Genomic DNA, 22562 nt, shown 5'->3' with positions numbered 1-22562 from the left:
TTAAGAGGTTTGTAACAATGAGCGATCGATTAAATAACAACTTCCAGTTTGTTGATGTGGGGCGGACAGACCCAGATAAAAAAGATATTTTAGTAAGAAAAAAACAATTTGTAGAAATTTACGATAGTTATACCCCCCGTGAAGCGGCTGGACAAAGCCACCGTTGTTTAGCTTGTGGTAATCCCTATTGTGAATGGAAATGCCCTGTTCATAATTATATTCCTAATTGGCTTAAATTAGTGGCTGAGGGGAATATTATTGAAGCGGCAGAACTTTCTCATCAAACCAATTCTTTGCCAGAAGTCTGTGGGCGGGTGTGTCCACAAGACAGATTATGTGAAGGTGCCTGTACTTTAAATGATGGTTTTGGTGCAGTGACTATTGGTGCTGTGGAGCGTTATATTACCGATACCGCATTTGCTATGGGGTGGCGACCAGATTTATCTAATGTGGTTAAAACTGATAAAAAAGTAGCAGTCATTGGTGCAGGCCCTGCTGGTTTAGCTTGTGCTGATGTGTTAGTGCGTAATGGTGTTAAACCGGTTGTATTTGATCGTCACCCAGAAATTGGTGGGCTGCTCACTTTTGGTATTCCAGAATTTAAACTGGAAAAAGATATTATTAAAAAGCGTCGTGATGTTTTTACCAAAATGGGTATGGAATTTAAATTAAATACCGAGGTGGGAAAAGATATCACTATTCAACAGCTGTTGGATGATTATGATGCGGTTTTTATGGGGATGGGTACTTACACCTATATGAAAGGTGGCTTTCCTGGAGAAGAGTTACCAGGGGTATATGAAGCATTACCTTATTTGATTTCGAACGTAAACCGCTGTTTAGGATTAGAAAAAGCCTCTGATGAATTTGTTGATATGCGTGGCAAGCAAGTCGTGGTATTAGGTGGTGGTGATACCGCAATGGACTGTAACCGCACGGCTATTCGCCAGGGGGCTCGTTCAGTGATTTGTGCCTATCGGCGTGATGAAGAAAATATGCCTGGTTCTCGTCGTGAAGTAGCAAACTCAAAAGAAGAAGGTGTAGAGTTTTTATTTAACCGTCAACCGGTAGCGATTGTGGGTGATAATAAAGTAAAAGGAGTTAAAGTTGTCACCACTCGCCTTGGCGAGCCTGACAAAAATGGCCGCCGTAGCCCAGAACCCATTCCAGGTAGCGAAGAAATTTTACCAGCAGATGCAGTATTAATTGCTTTTGGTTTTAGACCCAGCCCTGCAAATTGGTTTGAAGATGTAACAATTGAAACAGACGCATCTGGTCGAGTAATAGCTAAAGAAGAAACTGAATTTAAATTCCAAACCTCTAACCCCAAAATATTTGCTGGTGGTGATATGGTTAGAGGATCTGATTTAGTGGTAACGGCTATTTGGGAAGGTCGAGAGGCAGCAGAGGGAATATTGGATTACTTAGAATTGTAAAGTGGCTTGTGAAGAGTGCTGGGTCTTAGCTACACGGCTTACAGAGGTTGCCCTTATTGGTGGGGCAGCCAGTTTTAGTCCATAAGTCTAACAGTTCAATATCGCTTTGAGGTAAAGGAGGAAGAGTAAGAGGCATACCTGATGTAACTGAATTTTTTAGACCTCGCCATTCTAAATGTCGATCTTTTAGTCGACTGACGATTTGACTATCCTTACAATCTGGTCCTGGCTGTAATATTTCAATTGAGTATTTATCAAGCTGGTTGTAGTTAATCGTTGTTTGAGGAAAATAAGCTAATGACTGTTTTTTAGGATCTGAAAAAATTGATAGTGATATATTTCTTGATTGTTGATCGCCACTATGACAGTGCTTACAACTTCCATTAAAAATACGCTTTTGCACTTCATTAAATAATTTCCTACCAAAAAAGACAGTGTCATCTGCTGATGCAGTATAAGGTGGTAGGTCCGAACGGTCATTTACAATGTATGTATACAGCGCTTGTAATTGCTCGATGGATAAAGGGTAAGCTGGCATAGCGACTGTTGGATCTGGTGCACGATACCATTTATCTTGTTTTGCCTCCCACTTCTGTCCATGTAGTTGATTTTTATTTGAAGACCCTTTAATTACTCTTTTCTTAAAGTATTTAAAGCTGAATAATGGTAATCCTATACGAAGCCTGGGAATTTTATGGTTTATGTTTTTTGAGTTATGACAAGTATCACAACCGTAACTGTTAAACAAACGAGATCCTTTATTTAGTAAGGTATTATTATTGACAAAGTTTGGCACTTCTTCAAGTTGATTGTTAATAGTTGATAAAATATCTTTAAGTTGATTTTGTGGTAGTGGGTACATTGAAGACGTTGAGTTGAAATAGCGAGGGACTGGATTAGTTAAGAACTGTTCTAGTCCAATTTTTGTATACCTGGCAACCTCCATATGAGTAAACTTGAGTGGAGGAATACCATAATAAAGATCATTATCACTAAACTGTTTTAGTGTTTTTTTACTAAAAGGAATTTTTGGAGCTTTGCCATACTGATAAGCAAGGCCAAGGTTCAGATGGCAAACTGAACATTGGCTATCATCAGAAGACACATATGTTAAAAAAGCAAGCTCACTCTGCATTGCATTAACTTGGTTATTTTCCTGAAGATGACAGGAAGTACATACTTTTAAATTTGCCTGAGCTGAAATAGAAATTTGCAGAAAGGTAAATAAAAGTAATAGTTGTCTCACATTACCCCTCTTTCCTGCAAATATAATCGATTTGCTACTTTCCTTAACTCACTATCAAGAAGGTGAGACCAGAGAAAAACAACTTCTTCTCCATACTCTGTTGATAAATCGAATTTTTTCATACTAACTTTAACTGGATAACGATAGTCAAATCCTCCAGTATATGAAAAATCATTTAAACATAAATGATTTTGAAGTTGATCTTCTTGGAGTACTGCTTGGAATGAAATAGTTAAGTTACACCTAGCTGGGTTGTCAATAAGTATTTCAATAGGCTCACCAGTTTCCTTTTGGTCCAATACTGCAACTAGGGGGGCGTTCAGCATTAGCTTATCAACTGACTTTTGGTAAAGGGTAGGGTCTTTTTTTAGTGCTGATTTCAGTATTCTTCTTTGCAGTACTTCAAGTTTGAAAAGAGCTTTTGCTTTTTCATTTTCGATAGGAACCTTCTTTTCTCCTAATTTACTATGAAAGTCTTTAATTTGAACTTCACTCGTTGCTATTTCTTTTAATCTATCCAAAACTTCTTTATCACTAAGTTTACTAGAAGCTTGATAAGTAAAGCAGGCTGTTAAGGGGGTAATTAACAAACAAAATAGTCCAATTTTTCGCACTATATTTACTCCTGGTTTTATTGCTAAATAGGCAGTAAGAAAAGGTTTTCATTAAGTATTCTTCGTTGAAACTCCTTGGTTATCTCTTTTGACATTTTTCTTTTAACTTTGTTTTGTTTGAGTATTTTATTAAGGTATTTTTTATAAAAAGAAAGATTGTCATCATTGATATAAAGGTTTCTTAATTGAAAGTTAGTAGTAATTTCCAGTGAAAGCTTACTTAAAGTCATTTCTAAGTCACCGTTGAAGTTGGCTTGAAAAGACCTACCCAAATGAGGAATGTTGAAGTAAATGGTGCCGCTAAAGTTTGGGTTAGTAGTAAGACTAGTGACGGTTACTTGCTCGCTGTTATCTGTTAGTTTGAATTGATTGTCTATAAAGCTTCCTTTAAATCCACTGTTGGTAATATCAAAACTCATAAAACCACCTAATGAGTAAGTACCATTAATAAATCCTCTAACACTAACATGGTAATCAGTAAGATTTCTATGCATCCACTCTTTCATGCTAAATTGTTTAAAGTCACGAAATTTGAGATCTTCTGCATTGATATTAACAGCGATAGGGGCTGTAGTTATTTGCTCACTGAATTGATCTTGATAACGATAGCTAACAGAGCCTGTCAGTGTTAAGCCCCCATTAGCTAGCTGTCGGAATGCTTTAAATTGGCTCTCATTAAAACGCAATCTATAGTACATAGTACGGTTAAAGTTAACTCCAGCTTGAGGCTCATAGGAGGCCTCTATAGAACCAAGAAGATTAAAAAGTACTAACTCACAATTTAATACCTCCATACTTAATGGAAAAAAAACTGCCTCGGGGTCATTTTCTTTTATTCTGATGAAGTCAGTTAGATAGTCATCATAATCTGGTACTATAGTCATTCTTAGATCAATAAAGTTGACACCATCTTCTTGTACTTCACGTAAATAAATTTGTCTGTCTTGGTCAATATTTTCTACTCGCCAACTTTGTGGAGATGCAAGATAAGTACTGGGTTCGTTGGTTGCAAAGCCAATAATTACCCCTGTATCACTAGTAATCGGGTGAGTAGGCTCAATAGTTGCACAAGCAATTGAAGCGCTAATAATAAGATAAAATAGTATTATTTTTTTTAGCATAGTAAGTTCTTTATAAGTTCAACAAATCGATATAAGTTGCTTCATTAGACTCGCATGGTTGCTCACAGGTAAAAGTATACTTTTCGTCCAATGTATCAATATCTATTAGCTCTAAGTGGTTGATATCACCTCTAAATAGTATTTGATATAGAAACTCAATAAATCGTTGTTTCTCATCGTCATTTGCTAGAGTATCGTATTTCTCTTTAAGCTCTTTATCTGAAAGAAAAGCACTACCTAATAAAAAGTAACTAGTTGCTTGAGTTAGGTTATATTTTTGTGAAATAAACTCAGAATTGTAAATATTTTTATGGAGTTGTGAAAGATTAATACTTATTGAGCCACTTAATTTAGATATTAAATTTAGACTTCCAAATGGATTTTCTATTAATTTATTCTCAGTAACACCTGTTAATAACTTTGCTTCCCAGTCCTGCCAGCCTGTGTTTGTCTTAAGAATGCGAACATCAAATGTACAGATGATTTTTGTTAAATGGAACTCAGCACCTTTAATTTCAGAGCCTGCTGGAGACAGTTTAGAAAGTATTCGACGCTCATTTTGAGGGTTTTCATCATCTTTTAAGGAGAATGTACAGTTTTCTTTAGCTGTGAGAGTATCGCCATATATGATAAATGAAGAATATTCCGGGTGTTCATTTCTGAAATTATTTATACTAAAGTCTCCAAACCCCATACTAACTTGATATTGGTCAAATCTTGAGCTTTCATAAGTCTTACGAATCTTGGTTTTAAGTTTTGGTAGATAGTAAATTGATCCAGGAAAAGAGGTTTTTTGGTAATAAATGCTATGCTTATTTGTGCCATAAAAGTTAACTGGAATGGCTGTTGTATTGCTTGCTAGTATAGATGAAGAAAAAAAAATGAATGTTAAAATAGTAAGCTTGATAAGTTTCATTTTTCCCGTCTCGAAGTTAAATAGCATGAGTCCTTCCTGTGCTAAATATAAGTAAAGCATGATATATAATAATTAACCTACATCGGGCTAATTTGGTATTGTATTAATAAGGCTTAATTGTCAGTGAGTATAAATTATCAATTTAAATTTGCATAATATCAAAATATATGAGGCTTAGGGTAAATTATAGGAATTGGGGGTTGCAATCAGCAACCCCCAATCACTTTACTGTGCTACTTGACTTTATAACTGAAGCTTTTAATCCCAGTCATCCCAATCAAGGCCCGGTTCGTCTACTGGGCGATCAATAGGTGTTACTGAAATAATTTGGTTTGGATTAATGTCACGACTCCAGTAGCTTGCACATTCGCTATTAACTAAGATTGGTGAGATTAATCCATTTGATTCTACATTTATACATCCAATAGTGGCTGGTATAACAGTCTTTTTCTCAATAGAACGACCCATCATATTGCGAGAAACAGTGAACTCTTTACGTTGTTCTTTTTTTACATAGTCACGTTTGTAAGTCCAAACTGTAGAGGAGGTTTTATCAACTTCTGCGGTTCGAATTTTTAATGGCTCTAGCATTTCATCTTCGAATTTAGTTCTTAGTCCCTCAACTACTGTCTTAAAGTTTTCTAACTCGGCTCTATGAGAGTCAATAAATTGCTTATAGGCAACATTATCATCTACATCAGGAAGTGACTCAAGGGTATACATATTTTCCACTTTATTGCCATGGTTATCTGTTAATGTTATTTCAACAGAACAATCCCGATTATTTAAGTTTTTGGCTTCTCCAGTCACCCTATTTCGATTACATAGGAATTCTTGTTCCCAGTAACGGCTGACTTCTACATCCATACAAAAACCATTATGGTAAGCAAAGAAGGATGCCATACTTTCTTTAAGTTTATCCCATTTTACATGAATTGTTGCATTATAAGCAGGAAATGCTTGCTGGTAATAGGCTGTCATATTTACACCTAATGCAGCTCCACCTTTTAACAGGCTTGGAATAGCGGCTGCACCCCAGGGAGTGAGTAGACTTGATACATAAAATTTCTCACCCAGCTTTGGTCCATTTTTTGAGTATTTTGCTTTAAAAACCATAGAAAAACACTCGTCCACTTCAATAGGGTTCCCAAAGTCATCTTGTTTGACAACTTTAGCACATGCATCCCCAGCTTGAGCTTCATCATATCCAGCGACAGCTAGTTCCATTTTTGTGCGGGTAAATGCTAACGGTGTTAATTTTTTACCTGCGGCGTTTACTGCAGCTTTCAAGTCGCGAAAATCATCAGTAGTAATCGAATAGTCGAATAAAACATTTAAATAAGCATACTCTTGATTATCTGAAGGGTTGGTGATTTTAGCAAAAGACAGTTGAGGCTGTTGCCCTCTTTGTGCAATGAAACCTTCTCTGGGGCCTACATAAATGACACTGGGATCATTATTATCTATCATTAAGCGATATCCTGATAAATGGTCAGGTAGCTCAACTCCAGGCGGTGTAATTGCTGGATTCATAGGGATAGCCTGTACCAAACAGGGTAACAGAGTTGATAGTGCTGCAACTTTTTTTAACATTATAACTAGACTCCTTTATATTATGTGTTTTTTGAAAAAACCAACTTCGTAAAGAGCCGCTAACTGATAATAGTAGGTGCTACTTTTTCAATATGCGACCCGTTATGCGTAGGCATAACTCTTTAAAACTATTTTTAAGTATATTGATAGGATATTTTTTAATGTGATGAAACTGTCTAGTGTATCCATACATTATATAATGTACCTGTTTGTTAACTTAATTCCTTGTTATTTGTATAGTGCTGGTTTGTTGTGGGAAATAATATTGAATAAGTATAATGAACGCTTGTTCTGTTTTGCTGTCCTTGCTGGTTTATTTGAAGCTATATAGTAATGTAAAATTACCAGGTGTCTATTAGCAAAAAGTAGTAATTTTTTCTTAATATAATTAAGTAATATTTTGTATGATTATTTTTTGTTTGGTTGTCTTAAATATTATAAAAGCTGAAGTTTCTTAGAGGTGTTAGTATTTTGTTAGACTGTTGTAATATATAACATTAGTTCCTATGATAAATTTAGATAATGAAGGAGATATAATTTGAAAAAGTGTATGCAAGCCATAGAAATTACGCAGTTTGGAGGTCCAGAAGAGCTTGCATTGTATGAACGGGAGATACCAGTACCTAAGACAGGCGAGGTATTAATTAAGGTAGCCGCTGCAGGTATTAATGCCCCGGATTTATTGCAACGAAAAGGTAAATACCCGCCACCACCCGGTGCTTCTGATATTCCTGGTTTAGAAGTAGCTGGTGAGGTGGTTAGGGTGGGCGAGCATGTAACTCAGCTGAAAGTGGGTGACAAAGTTTGCGCACTACTTGCTGGTGGTGGTTATGCAGAATTTGCTGTGGCTTCTGCGGATTTATGCTTACCGATTCCAGATAGCTTTTCCATGGTAGAAGCTGCAGCATTGCCAGAAACCTTTTTCACCGTTTGGCATAATGTATTTGAGCGCGGCCAGTTAACAGCAGGGGAAACCTTGTTAATTCATGGTGGTACCAGCGGTATTGGTACCACGGCTATTCAATTAGCGGTGGCTAAAGGTGCTACTGTATTTGCCACTGCCGGTACCAAAGAAAAGTGCGATTTATGTTTAAAGCTTGGTGCCAGTGCAGCAATTAATTACAATGAAGAAGACTTTGTTGAAAAAATTAAAATTTTTACAGAAAATGAAGGCGTTAACTTAATTCTAGATATGGTGGGTGGTGATTATTTTCCACGAAACTTATCTTGTTTAGCTGTAGAAGGCCGGCTGGTGCAAATCGGTATGCAGCATGGTTCAGCTAGTGAAATTTCACTATGGCAAATAATGTCAAAAAGACTAACCATTACAGGTTCTACCCTAAGAGCAAGAAGTGTTGAGGATAAAGCTAAAATAGCGGCTGCGTTAAAAGAAAAAGTTTGGCCGTTATTAAATTCAGATGTTGTTAAACCTGTTATTCATGTTGTTTTTCCACTGGTTGAAGCCAAAAAAGCACATCAATTGATGGAGAGTGGTAAGCATGCAGGGAAAATTATATTAACAACCTAAAAATAATTCTCAAAAAGTATAAATAGTGAAGGGCAAGTCATGAAACTCTCGACTTGCCCTTATAGAGTGGTGGAAAGATAGCTTGTTATTCTATATCAACCATTAAACTTTTTCCTGTTGTAATCTTCTTAGTAAAAATAAACCCAACAAGCAAATAGCGAGTATTCCTGCTGTACTAGGCTCAGGCATTGGAGTAGGTTCATCGGGTGATGATATTTCATTTAATATTTTTTGTTTAATTGCTGCGGCAAATTGAGTTTCATCAAAATCGGTTGTCAGGACAAACCCTTCTTCAGTAATTAAATTTTGCTCTAAATACTCTTGTAAATTTGCAGGTAAACCCAGCATATCCACAACTTCTTGCCCTAAAATGTCAATGAGGTCCGATAAGTAATCTTGAGCCATTTCAGGATCAAGAATAGCCAGGGTATTTATCATGATACCTTCTATTGCTGCATCATCTCTTGCTCCATTAATGGCAACATCAAAAGCTGCTAAACAGGCCAGTAACTGTTCTTCAGTTGGTGGAAGGTTATTTATGTCAATACATAAACTTCCATCTCTAAAAAGGTTTTGTACGCCATCCGTTGATACATCAACAATTAGCATGTCACCTTCATAGTCATTATTTAGCATGGAATTAACAGCAGAATCGACGCCACCAGCAATATTGGTACCTTGGGCATCTCCATCGGGAATCATACTAATTGCACTAGAAAATGCCATGGCTGAAGTAGCGTCAGTTACTTGAAACCATGGGGTTGAGTTTAATTCGAAGCTCATGGGTGCCATTGGATTATCTGCACCAAACGCAGCAAAAGGAAAAGCTGCAATTGCAATTCCATTAGGCAATGCTTGGATTGCACTAATTACCTCGGGATCTTGGAAAGCTGCCGCATAGCCATTCATTTGCAAGGCAAATTCGCTTGCATCAATACTACTGGATACATCAATGGCGAAAGCTAGCTCTTTACTTACTGGTACAGCTTGCGCTGTATTCATGAAGGTAAATGGTAGTAGTGCTGCAGCTAAGGCAATGGTTTTTATAGGTTTCATTTGCTCCACCCTTTTAATATAATTCAATAATCGTGTGGCAAGATCTGTGCCGTTATTTTTATTCTTATAAATCAGTTGTTTATATATTTCGCGAAGACAAGTGTTGTAATTTATTTCAACATAAAGAAATAAATATTAAAAAGCTTGTGTGGTATTTGTTGCTTTTTAAAATTAATAAAAGGCTGACTCTGTCAATGCTTTAGTCAGGTTTTAATTTCTTATTAAAATAGCAATACAATTTTTAGTCTTTAAAAAGCATATTAAGTGTAGAGCGCGTGAAAATAGCAAAATTTTATTATTGTAAATAAAATAAACACCAGTTGATGACTATTCCTTTCCAGAAAGTTTTAAAGTTTGGTGAGATATTTGCTATTAAACTATGAACAAAGTTCTAGTGTCTTGATTCCTAAGATGAGGGTTGGGTATCTTATGTTTGTGTAGGAAGCAACAGACGCTTAATATTGGTTGAAAAATGACCTGTTTAGCTATTGTTAGCCTTCTAGAGAGAAGTCAAGCGCGATTGAGAGGAATCTGTTATAGTTCGGTTAAAATAGCTTCGTTAAATTGGCAAGATTATATAGACGACAGGTTCCCAATGGCTGCATTAAAAAACGATCGCTTTTTGCGAGCTTTACTCAAACAACCCGTAGATGTAACCCCGGTTTGGATGATGCGCCAAGCGGGTAGGTATTTACCTGAATATAAGGCGACAAGAGCAAGTGCCGGAGATTTTATGGCTCTTTGTCAAAACCCGCAATTAGCTTGTGAAGTCACCTTGCAGCCTTTAGATCGTTTTCCTCTTGATGCTGCTATTTTATTTTCTGATATTTTAACAATACCTGATGCGATGGGCTTGGGGCTTTATTTCGAGCAAGGGGAAGGCCCTCGTTTTAAAAAGCCTGTTCGTACTGAAGCGGATGTTAATGCTTTGTCGGTACCAGACCCATTAGCTGACCTTGGCTATGTGATGGATGCAGTCAAATTAATTCGTCAAGAGTTGAATGGCAGGGTGCCATTGATTGGGTTTGCTGGTAGCCCATGGACCTTAGCGACTTATATGGTTGAAGGTGGTAGCACTAAAGATTTTCGTGTGGTGAAAGCTATGCTATATGATCAACCAGAAGCCTTGCATCAGCTGTTGGGTAAATTAGCTCAAGCGGTAACTGTTTATTTAAATGCACAAATTGAAGCTGGTGCCCAGGCAGTACAAATATTTGATACTTGGGGAGGCGCGCTTAGTCATGCTGCTTACCAAACGTTCTCGTTGGATTATATGCAACAGATAGTCAATGGCCTGATTAAAGAGCGAGAAGGCCAACGCATCCCAGTTATTCTATTTACCAAAAATGGTGGTCAGTGGTTGGAGCGAATAGCAGCAACAGGTTGTACAGCTGTTGGTTTAGATTGGACGACTGAAATTGGTAATGCCCGTGCTCGCATTGGGAATCAGGTAGCGTTACAGGGCAACATGGACCCTTGTGTGCTATATGCATCCCCTAAACGTATTAGAGAGGAAGTTGCGACTATCTTAAAAGCTTATGGCAAAGGTTCGGGGCATGTATTTAACTTAGGCCACGGTATTCACCAATTTGTGAAGCCGGAACATGCTGGTGCTTTTGTCGAGGCAGTACATGAGTTATCCCAACCTTACCATCAATGACACCTTTTAAAATTCACTTTTTCAGGAAAGCTGTGTTAGTTCTGTACCCAGGCCATCAAGTGTTCCTTATACACTATGGCCCTGGACAACTGCTCGATGGGTTGTTCTAACTTCTGCATCTATGCGGTCGTCCGTGCGGTGCTGTCTTGATCTCATGAAAAAATTGCTATTTTTAGAGATATCCTCAATATAGGTGGACTAAAAATGCTAATGCGCCAACTTTATTTGCCGGTTGTTTTTAGTTTATTACTAACGCCTGCTTATGCCAGTGAAGCAGAAAAGCCTGCATCAGAAGGGTTGTGGGAGTCACTGCAGAAAACAGCAGATGAGTTTGCCACTGATATACATAAAAAAACGTCTGAACAGTTGTCTGTGGCAAAAGAAAAGCTTAAGCAGGCAAATGCCAACAAAAATCAGCAGCTAGAGCAGCTGCTAGAAACGCTTGATCAGAATATGCAAGTAATAGAGCGGGCTGGTTTTAAATTGACCGACTTGTATTTGCAAATGAGTTTAGTGCCAATGGTTACTGGTAAATTTGCTCAGGTTAGTGAGTTAAGTGAAAAAGAGTGGCAACTGTTACTTGAAGAAGTTAAGGGCGAGCTGGTATTGAGTCAAATTTTAAAGTCACTGCGCAAAGCTTATGCTGTTGAACTTGAAAACTACAAAGTCGCAGATGTACGTATTGAGGCGACAATACCTCCTCGAACAGTCGTACATTTTCAACATAAGAGTTATCAAAAAGAAGATGATTTATAAAAGTGATATTCAAAAACTATAGCTGTTCAACTCCAAGATGTTTTTTATATAACTTTTTAACTTCACCACTATCTATTAATTGTTGAACAATTTTATCATAGTTATCAATGACTATTTTTAAATCAGGATTTTGGGATGCACGGCTGAATGCATTGTAATAGGGCTTGGATTTTAGTGGTTTGGGTAAAAAACTAATCCGATTCATAAGCCCTTTCTCTTGCAGGATGAGTAAAGTGGGAAAAGTATTAAGAGGAACAATATCTATCCTTTTTTTGAGCAGTTTGGGGATATGTAAATCATTATTAGACACAATATCTAAGTTTAATCTAGCTTGCCAAAACTCAGGTGTATAAGCCCAGTCTTGGGTTGCGCCTACAGTTAAACCAGCTAAATCTTGAAGGTTATTGTAAAATATTTTGTTTTGGTCCTCTTTGCGAATAAAAAAATTCCAAGTGAAATCTTTGTAAGCAACAGCTGGGTAAATCAGGTAAGATTCTCTGGATGCTTTTCTTGAAAAGCTCATCACAACATCAACTTTGCCTTCTTGGGCAAACTTTATAATTCTGGAACCTGCCTTAATAAGGCTGAACTCACAAGATATTGACAGTTTATTGAAGATAATTTTGAGAATCTCTGCGTCAATTCCAATCACTTCACCATCAGCTGCCATATAACGAAAAGGCTTTTCAGGGGTACCTACCACTTTTATGGGCTCGTTTGCAAAGGATATATTACAAGTAAAAAATATAATTAAGGTACTTATAATACACTTATTGGTGTTGCTTGCATTAAGATAGCTTTGCATAGTCGTTAGGGTTGGTTGAGAATTTGGGTGTTGTAGATTTCTTTGATCTGGATTAGATCATTTTTATCTAACCAGCTTTCAAAAATTATTTTCTGGTATTTTCCCTGATGAATTAAAGTTTTCAGCATGTTGTTAATGTCTGAAATGACTTGCTTACCCCAGTCATTTTTGGGGCAAACAGCGTAAACCAAAAAATAGGGAGTGATCTCATCAATTTGGATACTGGCGTATTCATTAATATCTTTGAAATATTGCTTACCATGATAGGAGGCAATAAAGGGGTATTCGATAATATAATTGATCCGGTCATGATCAAGCATCTTGAATAAACTATTGGCTGCAATAGTAATTTTTTGGTAATTACCATTTTCTTCATATTTTTTGAAAATCGCATCTAAATCTTTTGTATAGGAACGTTGACTTTCAATAATGCCCTTAAACTGATTGTCAGTAATCAATTTTACAATTGAAAATGAAATAGGATGCTTTAGTAAAGCAGCATTAGTTTTTTTCATAATAATACGGTGAGATACAGCGACATCGACTGGTGTCGAAAAGTAGGCAATTTCAAGGCGCTCAGGTTTTTTCAAATGCATTGGGCTACAAATTTTCTTCCCTGCTTTTATATCATGCCAAAACCTTCCCCAATTCATTTCAAGGGTCTTATACCAATCCTGTTTATTAGCTTGTTAAAACAGCCCAACATCTGGAGCACAAGCTTTTAATGTTATTTTTCTTATTCACAAATACATTCCATGCCTCACAACAAGACTCAACAATATCATTGAAATTTTTAAAACAACGATTTGCCAGTGAATCTTCTCTCAGTTTTTCCCATATCCGCTCTACCGGGTTAAGCTCTGGGGAAACGGGTGGTAAATTTAATAGCGTGATATTCGCAGGTATTTCTAGGCGATGAGTCGTATGCCATGCCGCTTGATCAACGATAACCAGTCCGTGTCTTCCCTTAGAAATGGCTTTTGAAATTTCTGTTAAGTGCAACCTCATTGCTTCTGTGTTAGCAATAGGTAATACAAGAGCCACTCCTCTATCTTTAGCAGGACACACAGCGCCAAAGAGATAAGCTGACTCAAACTGTTGTTGCTTTACCACTCGTGGACGCGTACCTTTCTCTGCCCAAATACGCGTACAGGTATTTTGCTGACCCACTCTGGCTTCATCTTGAAACCAAATATCAACTTTATCTGGAGAAACGCATGAGGGAAGTACTTTTAAGGCCTCTTTTTCAAAGTTTTTTTAAATGCTTGCTGTTTATCTGGGCGATGATTAGGATGTTTAGATCTTGATGTAATCCAAGAAAGTCCTGCTTTATGCAATACTTCATAAATACTACTTAAGCTGTAGTCTATATTAAATTGTTCCAGCAGCAACTGTTGTATGTCTTTACCCTGAACTCTACCGCCTTGACGATGGTTTTGTAAGGTAATAACCGCTGCTTTAAATTCATTATATTGTGAAGGACAAAGAAACGGTTTTTTTCCTCTACCGGGTTGTTCATAAAGTCCTTCAAGGCCATCTCGTCTAAAACGGTTGAGCCAGTCCTGAATGGTATTGTTTGATTTCCTTAATGCTCGTGCTATTTCAGTTTGAGACCAACCTGCTTGTAAATGAGCCATCGCTAATAAGCGAAGCCGTGTTCTTGGATGTGGTTCTCTGTTCAGTAAGGCATCAAAGTCGTAGTCATACAATTCATCTGGAATAGAAGCAATCCTTGCCATTATTAAATTCCTAGTCAAATTAAGTGAAATACTGTGACCAGGTATTTTACAGATTATTTACCACGATTGGTATTATGATTGTATTGGGACAATTCCGTTTGATAGAGCTGTAGCCGCATATCAACTCTACCGGTACCTTTATCTTCGCCTTTTAGCATCATAAGTGGGGGCCAATGAGCTGCAAACCAGGTAATTGTGTCTTTTTCCACAGCATACACAGGTATTAGATTAAACAGTGCAATAACAGTTGAGATCAATGTAATCACTAACTTTGATCGGCATATAACTAAAAACTGTACACTACTCATGCTTAACTTTTTTACTATCTAACCAACTGCCATAGGTATTGAGGAAATATGCAACTGTCCACTAGATAAAGGCAAAAACTGTATCTATTAAGACAATATAGAAGCTAATACTATTAAGGAAAGAATACATTGAATTTAGGGGGATAATATGACACAAAAAGTAGCGTTTATTGGCTTGGGAGTTATGGGTTTTCCCATGGCTGGCCATTTAGCTAATGCTGGTTTTCAAGTAATGGTTTATAACCGAACAACTAGTAAAGCTAAAAGCTGGTGTGAGCAATTCCCTGGTAATTATGCAGAAACACCTGCTGAAGCAGCAAAACAAGCTGATATTGTATGTTGTTGTGTTGGTAATGATGATGATTTACGTCAGGTGACTGTAGGCCCAGAAGGTGCTTTTGCAGGGATGCAGGCGGGAACAATTTTTATTGATCATACCACTGCGTCAGCTGAAGTAGCGCGCGAGTTAGCTCAGGAAGCGGGCAATAGACAAATAACCTTTTATGATGCGCCTGTGTCTGGTGGGCAGGCTGGTGCTGAAAATGGGCAGTTAACAATAATGATTGGCGGGCCTAAAGAACAGTTTGAGCAAATTTTATTATTACTTAACTGTTATGCCAGGTTTGCTAAATTAATGGGAGAAGTAGGTAGCGGCCAGTTGACTAAAATGGTTAACCAAATTTGTATTGCCGGAATCGTTCAGGGGTTGTCCGAAGGCATGCATTTTGCTAAAAGTGCAAACTTAGATGTTGCAGCAGTTATTGAAGTCATTTCTAAAGGTGCAGCTCAGTCTTGGCAAATGGAAAATCGTCATCAAACCATGTTAGCGGGTGAATATAATCATGGCTTTGCAGTGGACTGGATGCGTAAAGATTTAGCGATAGTGTTTGATGAAGCACGAAGAAACCATTCCCACTTACCTATTACTGCAGTAGTTGATCAATTTTATTCAGAAGTGCAAGCGATGGGCGGTTCCAGATGGGATACATCTAGTTTATTTGCAGTATTGGAGAGTAAGCGTTTTAAACATTAGGTAGTCTTTTTAATCTGGCTAGCAGCTGATTAATATCTTCTAAATCATGCTGCAGGCCAAAGCCAAATCTTAGCCGATTTCCCCGACAGTCAACCTTCACTTTCAGGCTATTTAATGCCATTGATAAATTTTTACAAATTGCTCGGTCTGCCAATTTAAATGTTAAAAAGTGGCCATGAACATACTCAGGGATATAAAGTAAGTTGCGGTAGTTTAGTAACGGATGATTAGAATTGTTAATTGATTGTAAAAAAACTTGTTGTAATGCTAATACATGTTGATGAACAGCTTCAACAGTTAGTTTGTTTTCCTGCCACAAATCGAAAACCGCATTCAGCCGATAGATTCCTGTTGGGTCAAAAGTAGCGCCAGCAAACCGTTGGCCGTAATTATCATAAGTGACAGTTTGTTCATTTTCTTCCAGCTGTGAAAAATTGGCAAACCAGCCAGTATTCCAAGGTCGCAATTTATTTGCTTTAGGTGGTGATAAGAGGAAACAACAACCTTCACCAGCTTGTGCATATTTATAACCACCAGCCAAAAAAAAGATATTGTTAGCAATTTCTGATAAGTCTATTGGAATCGCTGCAAAACTATGGTAACCATCGACGATGAATAAACTACAAAGAGGAGATAGCTTTTCAGCAACTTCATTTAAATCCTGAACAACATAACCAGAATTAAAGAAAACATGGCTAAAAAATATAATATCAAACTTTTTATTATTTGACGCTTGATAAAATCGCTCTATAAAACTATCAAAAGGTTCAGTATTGATAATGGTTGCATTAATCCATTTTTCTTCTATTAAGCGCTTTAATTGTCGACTAAAACTATGAAATTCAGCATTAGTTGTGAGTATTTTTAACTTTTTTTGGGGAGGGAAACAGGAAAGTATTCTCACTAGTAGCTCATGAGTACTAGGAGCAAAAGTGATTTGTTCTGGATAGGGGTAGTTGAGAATGCGACTAATATGCCGTTGTGCTTTAGGAATAATGCTAGAAAATATATGTTGCCACTTATCATCAACTAGCCGAGCAGAATCATGCCAATAGCGGTTCATTGCCTGCTGGGTAACATCAGGCCAGAAGTGATGGCTATGGGCTGTAAACCAAAGCGTATCAGCATGATACTGATTGAATTGTTGATACCAGTGCTTGTACATCAAATACTTCACTACTGCTGGTTTAAAGGTGTTCTATAGGATAGCAAAGGAATCAACAAATTGCGTTCACTCAACAGAATTTGGCATCGACTGCTGAATAGAATTCGAATTTAGAGATGCCCTTTTTCCTTTCCTGAGAAATAAAAGCCCAATGACTGTTTAATTGCATCTGGTAACTCAGGTCGACTTGAGCTAGGGATTAAAAAAGTAGAAAGTGTAAATAAGTCTGTGAACACTTTATTATGATCTGCAGTTCTAGAGAGATATTCATGGCCAGAAGATCCACCGGTACCTACTTTGCGACCTAGCATGCGTAGGGCCATTTGAGCATGACGGGTTCGCCAGGCAGTAAATCGTTCATCAATATCCATCAGGCAAGTCAGTAGTTTAAAAGGTTGTTGGAGCATTGGCTCATCCCGGTATAGGCTGATAAACAAGGCAGCTAAAAAAGCATCTTGGCTAATTCGGTAAAACCCAGTATCAAACTGCATCTGATAGGCTTTGGGTTCAAGTAATTGCTTAAATTGGTTACGGGTATCGGCCAGATTTTTGAGCTGTTTTTCTCGCTCTTGAGCATCTAAGTGTGGATTGTTGATAATGATCTGCTCATCACTATTTAGCATTTTATCGACAGCTTGTTGGTAACTATGCCAGAAATTAAACTCACCAAAATGTAGAAAAGGGAGTCTGGCTAACCATTCATCTATTTGCTCGAGCAAGCTGGGTTGTAACTCGAGCTTTTTTAAATAATCCTGATGTTGTGGAGTTAGTCGACGATAAAAGCTATGCTGGTCAAAAGCAATACGATAACAGCTTTTAAGTCCTAAACGGATTTCTATTTCTTTAAATTGCACGCTTTGAAAGCCAGAAGCAGGAACCAGGTAGTCTCTAAAATCTAGGAAGTCCAGTGGAGTCATGGTTTCGAGAACATTTACCTGTTCAATTAATAATGTTTGTATCGCTAATATGCGTTGTAGCCTATGCGTAGCTACACCAAGCTGCTTATCATCCACGGGCTTTTGTTCAAATACGGCTTGAATAGTACGTAGTTCGTGAAGTATTTGTTTAAACCATAGTTCATAAGCCTGATGGGTGATGATAAATAACATTTCATCATGGGCCAGATCATCATAATCGCTACTTAGTAAGTGCTGGCTATCAAGTAGCTTGTTAAGTTGCAAATAGTCACTGTAATAAATATCTTCTTTTATTGTTTTTTTCATCGGCATCCTGCTTTCGTTTGTTATAAGTTGATATATATCAAAAATTACTAAATTGTATAGAACTAAATTTAGATTTATCGAGTCAACGTGTTTAGTCTTTACTTTTTAGTAGAGCTTAAACTCTTTATATGGCTAAGCAAATGGAGACTTTCTCTATTGCCACTTGTGAAAGGTATATAACATCAAGGAAGTGAAATAATGAAAATTCTGCTATTGGTGTCTGCATTTAATGGCTTAACCCAACGAGTTTATGCTGAACTCAAGCAAAGAGACCATTGGGTATCTGTAGAATATGCTTGCACTAAGCAGCAAATGGAAGAGGCAGTCACTTTATGTAAGCCGGATCTGATTATTTGTCCTTTTTTAAAACAGGCTATACCAAGCTCTATTTGGCAGCGTTATTTATGTTGGATTGTTCATCCAGGTATAAAGGGAGATAGGGGGCCGTCAGCGCTAGATTGGGCAATTCAGCGACAATTAAGCTGGTGGGGAGTTACATTAGTTGAGGCTGCAACAGATTATGACGCAGGGAGTATCGTAGGTAGTAAGGAGTTCAGATTGCCAGCTACTAATAAGTCTACAGTCTATCGCCATCAAGTAACTGAGGCAGCAGTAGAATTGATTTTAGCTGCAATTGATCAATTACAAAATAAGTCTTATAAATCAGATCCTTTAGATTATAGCAAGCCTGACGTGAAAGGTAGTTGGCAGCCGCTAATGAAACAAAGCCAGCGTAAAATAGATTGGCAACAGGATACTACTGAGAAAATCTTAGCTAAGTTACATGCAGCTGAAAGCTTTCCTGGAGTAAAAGATTCCATTAATGGAAGGACATACTATTTATACAATGGTTATCAAGAAAAAAAATTATTGACTAATAGTAATGTCTTACCAGGAGATATTATTGCCAAAAAAAATCAGGCAGTTTGTCGGGCAACCCGTGATGGTGCTGTTTGGATCACCCATTTAAAGCAAGCTAACATGGTTGAACCACAAATTAAACTACCTGCCACAGCCTATTTAACTGATTACTTACAACAGACACCTGAGTTATTTGACCATGAGCTGCCAAGCTATGATCCTACTACCTGGCAAGAAATATATTATGAAGAAAACGATCATGTAGGTTATTTGTACTTTAATTTTTATAATGGAGCAATGAGTACTGAGCAGTGTTACCGCTTGCTGAAAGCCTATAAAAAAGCTGTAACAAGACCAACACGGGTACTTGTTTTAATGGGAGGAAGTGACTTTTGGTCAAATGGTATTAACCTCAACACTATTGAGGCAAGCTCTGACTCAGGTTTAGAAGCTTGGGAAAACTTAAAACAAATAAATGATTTAGTTGAAGAGATTACAACTACAGTCAATAAAGTCACTGTGGCAGCCTTAAAAGAAAATGCTGCTGCTGGGGGCGTTATGTTAGCATTAGCCTGTGATATTATATTAATAAGGGATGGTGTAGTCTTATCACCTTACTATCAGCACATGGGTTTGTATGGCTCCGAATACTGGAGTTTTAATTTACCACGAAGAGTGGGTGAACGGCATGCCAGCCAGTTAATGGCAAACTGTCTTCCTGTTTTGGCAGCTGAAGCGGTGAGTATAGGTTTGGCTGATGAAATATTACCAGCACAAGAAAAAGTATTTTTAAGCAGTTTAGCTAAGGTTTGTACATGGTATAGCCATAAAAAAACTACAGAACGCTTGGTCCTACGTAAACAACGAATCTACCAGCTAAACCAACAACTAAAACCATTAAGGCAATACCGTGAGGAAGAAGAAAGGAAAATGTGGCAGTGCTTTATGTCAGCCGATAGTGATTTTCATCAAGCAAGGAAACGTTTCGTTTATAAATCACCACTAATTACTACGCCTACTTATCTAGCAATTCATCGACAGGCTGTTAAATACTGGGAGGAAAAGCCGCACATTATCAAACGAATGGCTTGCCTATAGTTGTCAATTTTTATTGCTAATCTACCCTAAAGTTTGTAATAAATAGTGATCAACTATGAGTAGTTATTATTATCCAGTTATCCTAGGAGTAGGAGAGTTTAACAAGCATGTAAATTAAAATTGAATTAGTAGGACAGATATAGTCTTATTTTCTACTATTGATATGGTTAGATGTGCCAGATAAAGTACACAATAGGCTATGGAATAGGTAGTGGTTATTTGAGAATATTTTACTGGGTAGTTGGTTTGGTTGTGCTGGGTACGACTTTAAAAAGGATCTCAGGTCAGCATCGAATTGTAATTAAAGATGGTAAACCGCTACTGCGGCTAGGCTTTTTTTATAGTATGGATAGGTTGCTACCTATTATTCAGCTAAGTCCTCGATATTATCAAGTCGATTTAGCTGGAATTGTACGTTACGATTTTTATTTTCACCAACTTATGGGGTATGTTTTGGTTGGTTTTGTTATTGTTAGGCTTGTTACTAGCACTTGAGATTATTATCTATAGGATGTGATTGTGGTATAGGCCACTGTTATTTTAACCCAGCTAGATTTCTCATCGACTATAATGCTAATCTTTGTAAAGCTGTGTTGTAGGATAATTAACAATGAAATGGTTGGGTATTATTGCAGTATTTGTAGTTATCACGATTGTTGTACTGGCAAGCAAAGGGCAACTACCAGCAGAAGTAAAAGTCTTATATAATTTTCCTGGAGGTGACAAAGTAGGCCACATACTGTTAATGGGGGCATTAAGTTTTTTTGTTAATCTTGCTGTAGTGAATACCGTAACAGAGCGACCAACCCGAAAAATAATAGTAACTACTATCATTCTTGGGTTGGCCATTACCTTTGAGGAGATAATGCAGCTGTTTTTTTCAACTAGAACCTTTTCTTTGCTTGATTTATTGGCTAGCTTTTTGGGTTTAGTTATGGCTGCCTTTGTAGTTAATATTTTAGTCTCAAGAAAAGTTCGTGATAAAAAGGAGTCAATCAAGACCTAAATAGTGTTTTATTCTTTCCCAGGAAACCAATTTAAAATTGGTTTTATCTCGTTGTTTTCCTTCGCTATTAAAGCTTGATGGTTGATCATCACCATCCTGCACTACCATTAAACCATTAGGATATTGATTGCCAATTGCTTGAGCGGTTATCGCTATGCCATCAGTATGACTGGTGCCGTCAATTACCCTACTCTTAATTTGAAAGCGGTCTATAAACACTGGCTGTTGTTTCAGCTGATAGATAGCATAATGATCATCTCCTTGACTTGAAGCAACTAAGTATTGATCCCCTTTGGCTGGTTGATATAGGGCAAGTCCTTCAACATCTGCTTTTAAGTGAGGATTTTTAGGCAGTGTGTTGAGCCAATGGCATTGATATTCTTCTTCTAGTGGGTCCCAAATACGCTCATAAGGTACGCCATAGCTGGCTACAGTATCAATTAACATTGGTAAGTTTGGCTTAGTGCTATATGGCGGCAATTGAAAAGGAATTTGCCAGATCCCCACTTGCTCCTGGCTGGCATAAAGCACTTGTCGTTGATAATCTATAGCTAACCCTTCCAGTTGCGGTAAGTCTCCATCATCTTCTTGGCATGGAGACCAGAGTGGGTCACTCTCTGTATTAAAAGTATCTGGCAAAATATAATATTGAACTATTTTATAGCTTATTGTTCCTTCTGGTGTAGTATAAAAAGTAACTTGTGCTATTTTGGTTTTGTTTGCTTGAGTAACAAAGCCGATGCCTTGCTGCTGTTTACTATTGTAGTGAGCAGATAATCCATATGCTGTTTGCTCCGTTTTAATGTCATCGATTGATTGGCTGAATAGCATTGGTGCATTATCAGCCGTAATATCTTCTAATATTGGTTTATTTTCATCTTGATAATTAATTAAAAATATTTTTAGTTTATCGAAACCTCTATCACTTGCTATCGCCAAATCAATTTTGTTATTTTCCAAAAAATAGCTCGTTATAATATCGACATTATTATAGCTTCCTTGCAGTTTGTTAATTTGATCTTGTTCAGGAATAACCTGTTGAAGCATTTCACCTTGCAAGTTAAATACAGCAAGCCCGCCATGTTTTAGCGTACCAATTATTAAGCTTTTTGAATTGTCATGAGGGTTAACCCAAATTACTGGGTCATCTGCATCAGACTCATTGTCCCATTTATCGTCAAAAAAAGCCCGCGTTTCTTGGTTGGCGGTTATGGAGTTTGTAGCTGGATTGTTAGAGTCTGAGTTATTTATAGCGAATGCAAAGTTTGTTAATAAAATAGTTGAATAAAGTACTGTGCCCGCTATGTATTGCTTTATGTACATTGAAAGTCCTTTTTATTTTTTGAAGATAATTGATCTTTTTGATCACAGGCTGTTAATTCACGATGAAGCTTACAC

General features: G+C 37.4%; 21 protein-coding genes. 7 read left to right on the top strand and 14 right to left on the bottom strand.

Going from position 1 to position 22562, the window contains the following annotated elements; translation table 11 throughout:
* Positions 1-17: 17 nt before the first annotated feature.
* The gene (locus G4Y78_RS26345) at positions 18-1436 is read left to right on the top strand and encodes an FAD-dependent oxidoreductase (RefSeq protein ID WP_163835940.1); all 1419 of its coding nucleotides are present in this window, start codon (positions 18-20) and stop codon (positions 1434-1436) included.
* A 25-nt stretch (positions 1437-1461) separates the two neighbouring features.
* On the opposite strand, the gene G4Y78_RS26340 is transcribed toward G4Y78_RS26345, so the two are convergent.
* From G4Y78_RS26340 to G4Y78_RS26320, 5 genes are all read right to left on the bottom strand, one after another.
* Positions 1462-2682: a hypothetical protein gene (locus G4Y78_RS26340; RefSeq protein WP_163835939.1), complete on the bottom strand. Its 1221-nt coding sequence runs from the start codon at positions 2680-2682 to the stop codon at positions 1462-1464.
* Positions 2679-3296, bottom strand: coding sequence for a hypothetical protein (locus G4Y78_RS26335; RefSeq protein WP_163835938.1), 618 nt, complete (start codon positions 3294-3296; stop codon positions 2679-2681). Before G4Y78_RS26335 ends, G4Y78_RS26340 begins: the two co-directional genes overlap by 4 nt.
* 23 nt (positions 3297-3319) lie before the next feature.
* Entirely contained in the window at positions 3320-4417 is a 1098-nt protein-coding gene (locus G4Y78_RS26330) for a hypothetical protein (protein WP_163835937.1), read from the bottom strand.
* 10 nt (positions 4418-4427) lie between these two features.
* Positions 4428-5333 carry a hypothetical protein gene (locus G4Y78_RS26325; RefSeq protein WP_163835936.1) on the bottom strand — a complete coding sequence of 302 codons (906 nt, stop codon included), beginning with the start codon at positions 5331-5333 and terminating at the stop codon, positions 4428-4430.
* Positions 5334-5591: 258 nt separating this feature from the next.
* Positions 5592-6926, bottom strand: coding sequence for a hypothetical protein (locus G4Y78_RS26320; protein WP_163835935.1), 1335 nt, complete (start codon positions 6924-6926; stop codon positions 5592-5594).
* Positions 6927-7464: 538 nt separating this feature from the next.
* On the opposite strand from G4Y78_RS26320, the gene G4Y78_RS26315 reads away from it, so the two are divergent.
* Positions 7465-8454 (top strand): NAD(P)H-quinone oxidoreductase, encoded by a 990-nt coding sequence (locus tag G4Y78_RS26315; RefSeq protein ID WP_222937593.1) that lies wholly within the window; start codon positions 7465-7467, stop codon positions 8452-8454.
* A gap of 102 nt (positions 8455-8556) precedes the next feature.
* Here G4Y78_RS26315 and G4Y78_RS26310 read toward each other — a convergent pair whose 3' ends face one another.
* Complete coding sequence (locus tag G4Y78_RS26310) at positions 8557-9510, bottom strand: DUF1194 domain-containing protein (RefSeq protein WP_163835934.1); 954 nt, start codon at positions 9508-9510, stop codon at positions 8557-8559.
* 595 nt (positions 9511-10105) lie between these two features.
* On the opposite strand from G4Y78_RS26310, the gene hemE reads away from it, so the two are divergent.
* On the top strand, positions 10106-11170 hold the full coding sequence (hemE, locus tag G4Y78_RS26305; protein WP_163835933.1) for a uroporphyrinogen decarboxylase: 1065 nt from the start codon (positions 10106-10108) through the stop codon (positions 11168-11170).
* Positions 11171-11374: 204 nt separating this feature from the next.
* The gene (locus G4Y78_RS26300) at positions 11375-11926 is read left to right on the top strand and encodes a hypothetical protein (protein ID WP_163835932.1); all 552 of its coding nucleotides are present in this window, start codon (positions 11375-11377) and stop codon (positions 11924-11926) included.
* A gap of 16 nt (positions 11927-11942) precedes the next feature.
* Here G4Y78_RS26300 and G4Y78_RS26295 read toward each other — a convergent pair whose 3' ends face one another.
* The 5 genes from G4Y78_RS26295 to G4Y78_RS26275 all read right to left on the bottom strand — a co-directional run bounded on the left by G4Y78_RS26295 (position 11943) and on the right by G4Y78_RS26275 (position 14778).
* Positions 11943-12731 (bottom strand): substrate-binding periplasmic protein, encoded by a 789-nt coding sequence (locus tag G4Y78_RS26295; protein WP_268935026.1) that lies wholly within the window; start codon positions 12729-12731, stop codon positions 11943-11945.
* A 5-nt stretch (positions 12732-12736) separates the two neighbouring features.
* A complete protein-coding gene (locus G4Y78_RS26290) occupies positions 12737-13327 on the bottom strand; it encodes a transporter substrate-binding domain-containing protein (RefSeq protein ID WP_163835930.1) in 591 nt (196 codons plus the stop codon).
* 85 nt (positions 13328-13412) lie between these two features.
* On the bottom strand, positions 13413-13925 hold the full coding sequence (locus tag G4Y78_RS26285; protein WP_163836355.1) for an IS630 family transposase: 513 nt from the start codon (positions 13923-13925) through the stop codon (positions 13413-13415).
* Between the two features lie 38 nt (positions 13926-13963).
* The gene (locus tag G4Y78_RS26280) at positions 13964-14470 is read right to left on the bottom strand and encodes an IS630 family transposase (RefSeq protein ID WP_163832145.1); all 507 of its coding nucleotides are present in this window, start codon (positions 14468-14470) and stop codon (positions 13964-13966) included.
* A 53-nt stretch (positions 14471-14523) separates the two neighbouring features.
* Positions 14524-14778: a hypothetical protein gene (locus G4Y78_RS26275; protein WP_163835929.1), complete on the bottom strand. Its 255-nt coding sequence runs from the start codon at positions 14776-14778 to the stop codon at positions 14524-14526.
* Positions 14779-14926: 148 nt separating this feature from the next.
* Between G4Y78_RS26275 and G4Y78_RS26270 the strand changes: the two genes are divergently transcribed.
* A complete protein-coding gene (locus G4Y78_RS26270; RefSeq protein ID WP_163835928.1) occupies positions 14927-15811 on the top strand; it encodes an NAD(P)-dependent oxidoreductase in 885 nt (294 codons plus the stop codon).
* Here the strand turns inward: G4Y78_RS26270 and G4Y78_RS26265 are convergent.
* Together G4Y78_RS26265 and G4Y78_RS26260 are read right to left on the bottom strand one after the other, a co-directional pair.
* The gene (locus G4Y78_RS26265; protein WP_163836609.1) at positions 15801-16976 is read right to left on the bottom strand and encodes an aminotransferase class V-fold PLP-dependent enzyme; all 1176 of its coding nucleotides are present in this window, start codon (positions 16974-16976) and stop codon (positions 15801-15803) included. The two genes, G4Y78_RS26270 and G4Y78_RS26265, sit on opposite strands and share 11 nt — an antisense overlap.
* A gap of 110 nt (positions 16977-17086) precedes the next feature.
* Positions 17087-18199: a tryptophan 2,3-dioxygenase family protein gene (locus G4Y78_RS26260; RefSeq protein ID WP_163835927.1), complete on the bottom strand. Its 1113-nt coding sequence runs from the start codon at positions 18197-18199 to the stop codon at positions 17087-17089.
* A gap of 198 nt (positions 18200-18397) precedes the next feature.
* On the opposite strand from G4Y78_RS26260, the gene G4Y78_RS26255 reads away from it, so the two are divergent.
* Complete coding sequence (locus G4Y78_RS26255; RefSeq protein ID WP_163835926.1) at positions 18398-20158, top strand: hydrogenase maturation protein; 1761 nt, start codon at positions 18398-18400, stop codon at positions 20156-20158.
* A gap of 610 nt (positions 20159-20768) precedes the next feature.
* The gene (locus G4Y78_RS26250; protein WP_163835925.1) at positions 20769-21164 is read left to right on the top strand and encodes a VanZ family protein; all 396 of its coding nucleotides are present in this window, start codon (positions 20769-20771) and stop codon (positions 21162-21164) included.
* Here the strand turns inward: G4Y78_RS26250 and G4Y78_RS26245 are convergent.
* Positions 21150-22487, bottom strand: a complete 1338-nt coding sequence (locus tag G4Y78_RS26245) for a phytase (protein ID WP_163835924.1) — start codon at positions 22485-22487, stop codon at positions 21150-21152. The two genes, G4Y78_RS26250 and G4Y78_RS26245, sit on opposite strands and share 15 nt — an antisense overlap.
* Between the last annotated feature and the right edge of the window lie 75 nt (positions 22488-22562).

This window comes from Spartinivicinus ruber, from assembly GCF_011009015.1.
Taxonomy (GTDB): domain Bacteria; phylum Pseudomonadota; class Gammaproteobacteria; order Pseudomonadales; family Zooshikellaceae; genus Spartinivicinus; species Spartinivicinus ruber.
Note: the sequence above shows the minus strand (reverse complement) of the source record. Positions and strands in the feature narration are given on the sequence as shown.

What these genes read in the sequence shown, in the direction of transcription:
- G4Y78_RS26345 (WP_163835940.1), top strand. Translation starts at nt 18, where the DNA reads ATGAGCGATCGATTAAATAACAACTTCCAGTTTGTTGATGTGGGGCGG.
- G4Y78_RS26330 (WP_163835937.1), bottom strand. Translation starts at nt 4,417, where the DNA reads ATGCTAAAAAAAATAATACTATTTTATCTTATTATTAGCGCTTCAATT.
- G4Y78_RS26325 (WP_163835936.1), bottom strand. Translation starts at nt 5,333, where the DNA reads ATGAAACTTATCAAGCTTACTATTTTAACATTCATTTTTTTTTCTTCA.
- G4Y78_RS26320 (WP_163835935.1), bottom strand. Translation starts at nt 6,926, where the DNA reads ATGTTAAAAAAAGTTGCAGCACTATCAACTCTGTTACCCTGTTTGGTA.
- G4Y78_RS26310 (WP_163835934.1), bottom strand. Translation starts at nt 9,510, where the DNA reads ATGAAACCTATAAAAACCATTGCCTTAGCTGCAGCACTACTACCATTT.
- hemE (WP_163835933.1), top strand. Translation starts at nt 10,106, where the DNA reads ATGGCTGCATTAAAAAACGATCGCTTTTTGCGAGCTTTACTCAAACAA.
- G4Y78_RS26300 (WP_163835932.1), top strand. Translation starts at nt 11,375, where the DNA reads ATGCTAATGCGCCAACTTTATTTGCCGGTTGTTTTTAGTTTATTACTA.
- G4Y78_RS26295 (WP_268935026.1), bottom strand. Translation starts at nt 12,731, where the DNA reads ATGCAAAGCTATCTTAATGCAAGCAACACCAATAAGTGTATTATAAGT.
- G4Y78_RS26290 (WP_163835930.1), bottom strand. Translation starts at nt 13,327, where the DNA reads ATGCATTTGAAAAAACCTGAGCGCCTTGAAATTGCCTACTTTTCGACA.
- G4Y78_RS26280 (WP_163832145.1), bottom strand. Translation starts at nt 14,470, where the DNA reads ATGGCAAGGATTGCTTCTATTCCAGATGAATTGTATGACTACGACTTT.
- G4Y78_RS26275 (WP_163835929.1), bottom strand. Translation starts at nt 14,778, where the DNA reads ATGAGTAGTGTACAGTTTTTAGTTATATGCCGATCAAAGTTAGTGATT.
- G4Y78_RS26270 (WP_163835928.1), top strand. Translation starts at nt 14,927, where the DNA reads ATGACACAAAAAGTAGCGTTTATTGGCTTGGGAGTTATGGGTTTTCCC.
- G4Y78_RS26265 (WP_163836609.1), bottom strand. Translation starts at nt 16,976, where the DNA reads ATGTACAAGCACTGGTATCAACAATTCAATCAGTATCATGCTGATACG.
- G4Y78_RS26260 (WP_163835927.1), bottom strand. Translation starts at nt 18,199, where the DNA reads ATGAAAAAAACAATAAAAGAAGATATTTATTACAGTGACTATTTGCAA.
- G4Y78_RS26255 (WP_163835926.1), top strand. Translation starts at nt 18,398, where the DNA reads ATGAAAATTCTGCTATTGGTGTCTGCATTTAATGGCTTAACCCAACGA.
- G4Y78_RS26250 (WP_163835925.1), top strand. Translation starts at nt 20,769, where the DNA reads ATGAAATGGTTGGGTATTATTGCAGTATTTGTAGTTATCACGATTGTT.
- G4Y78_RS26245 (WP_163835924.1), bottom strand. Translation starts at nt 22,487, where the DNA reads ATGTACATAAAGCAATACATAGCGGGCACAGTACTTTATTCAACTATT.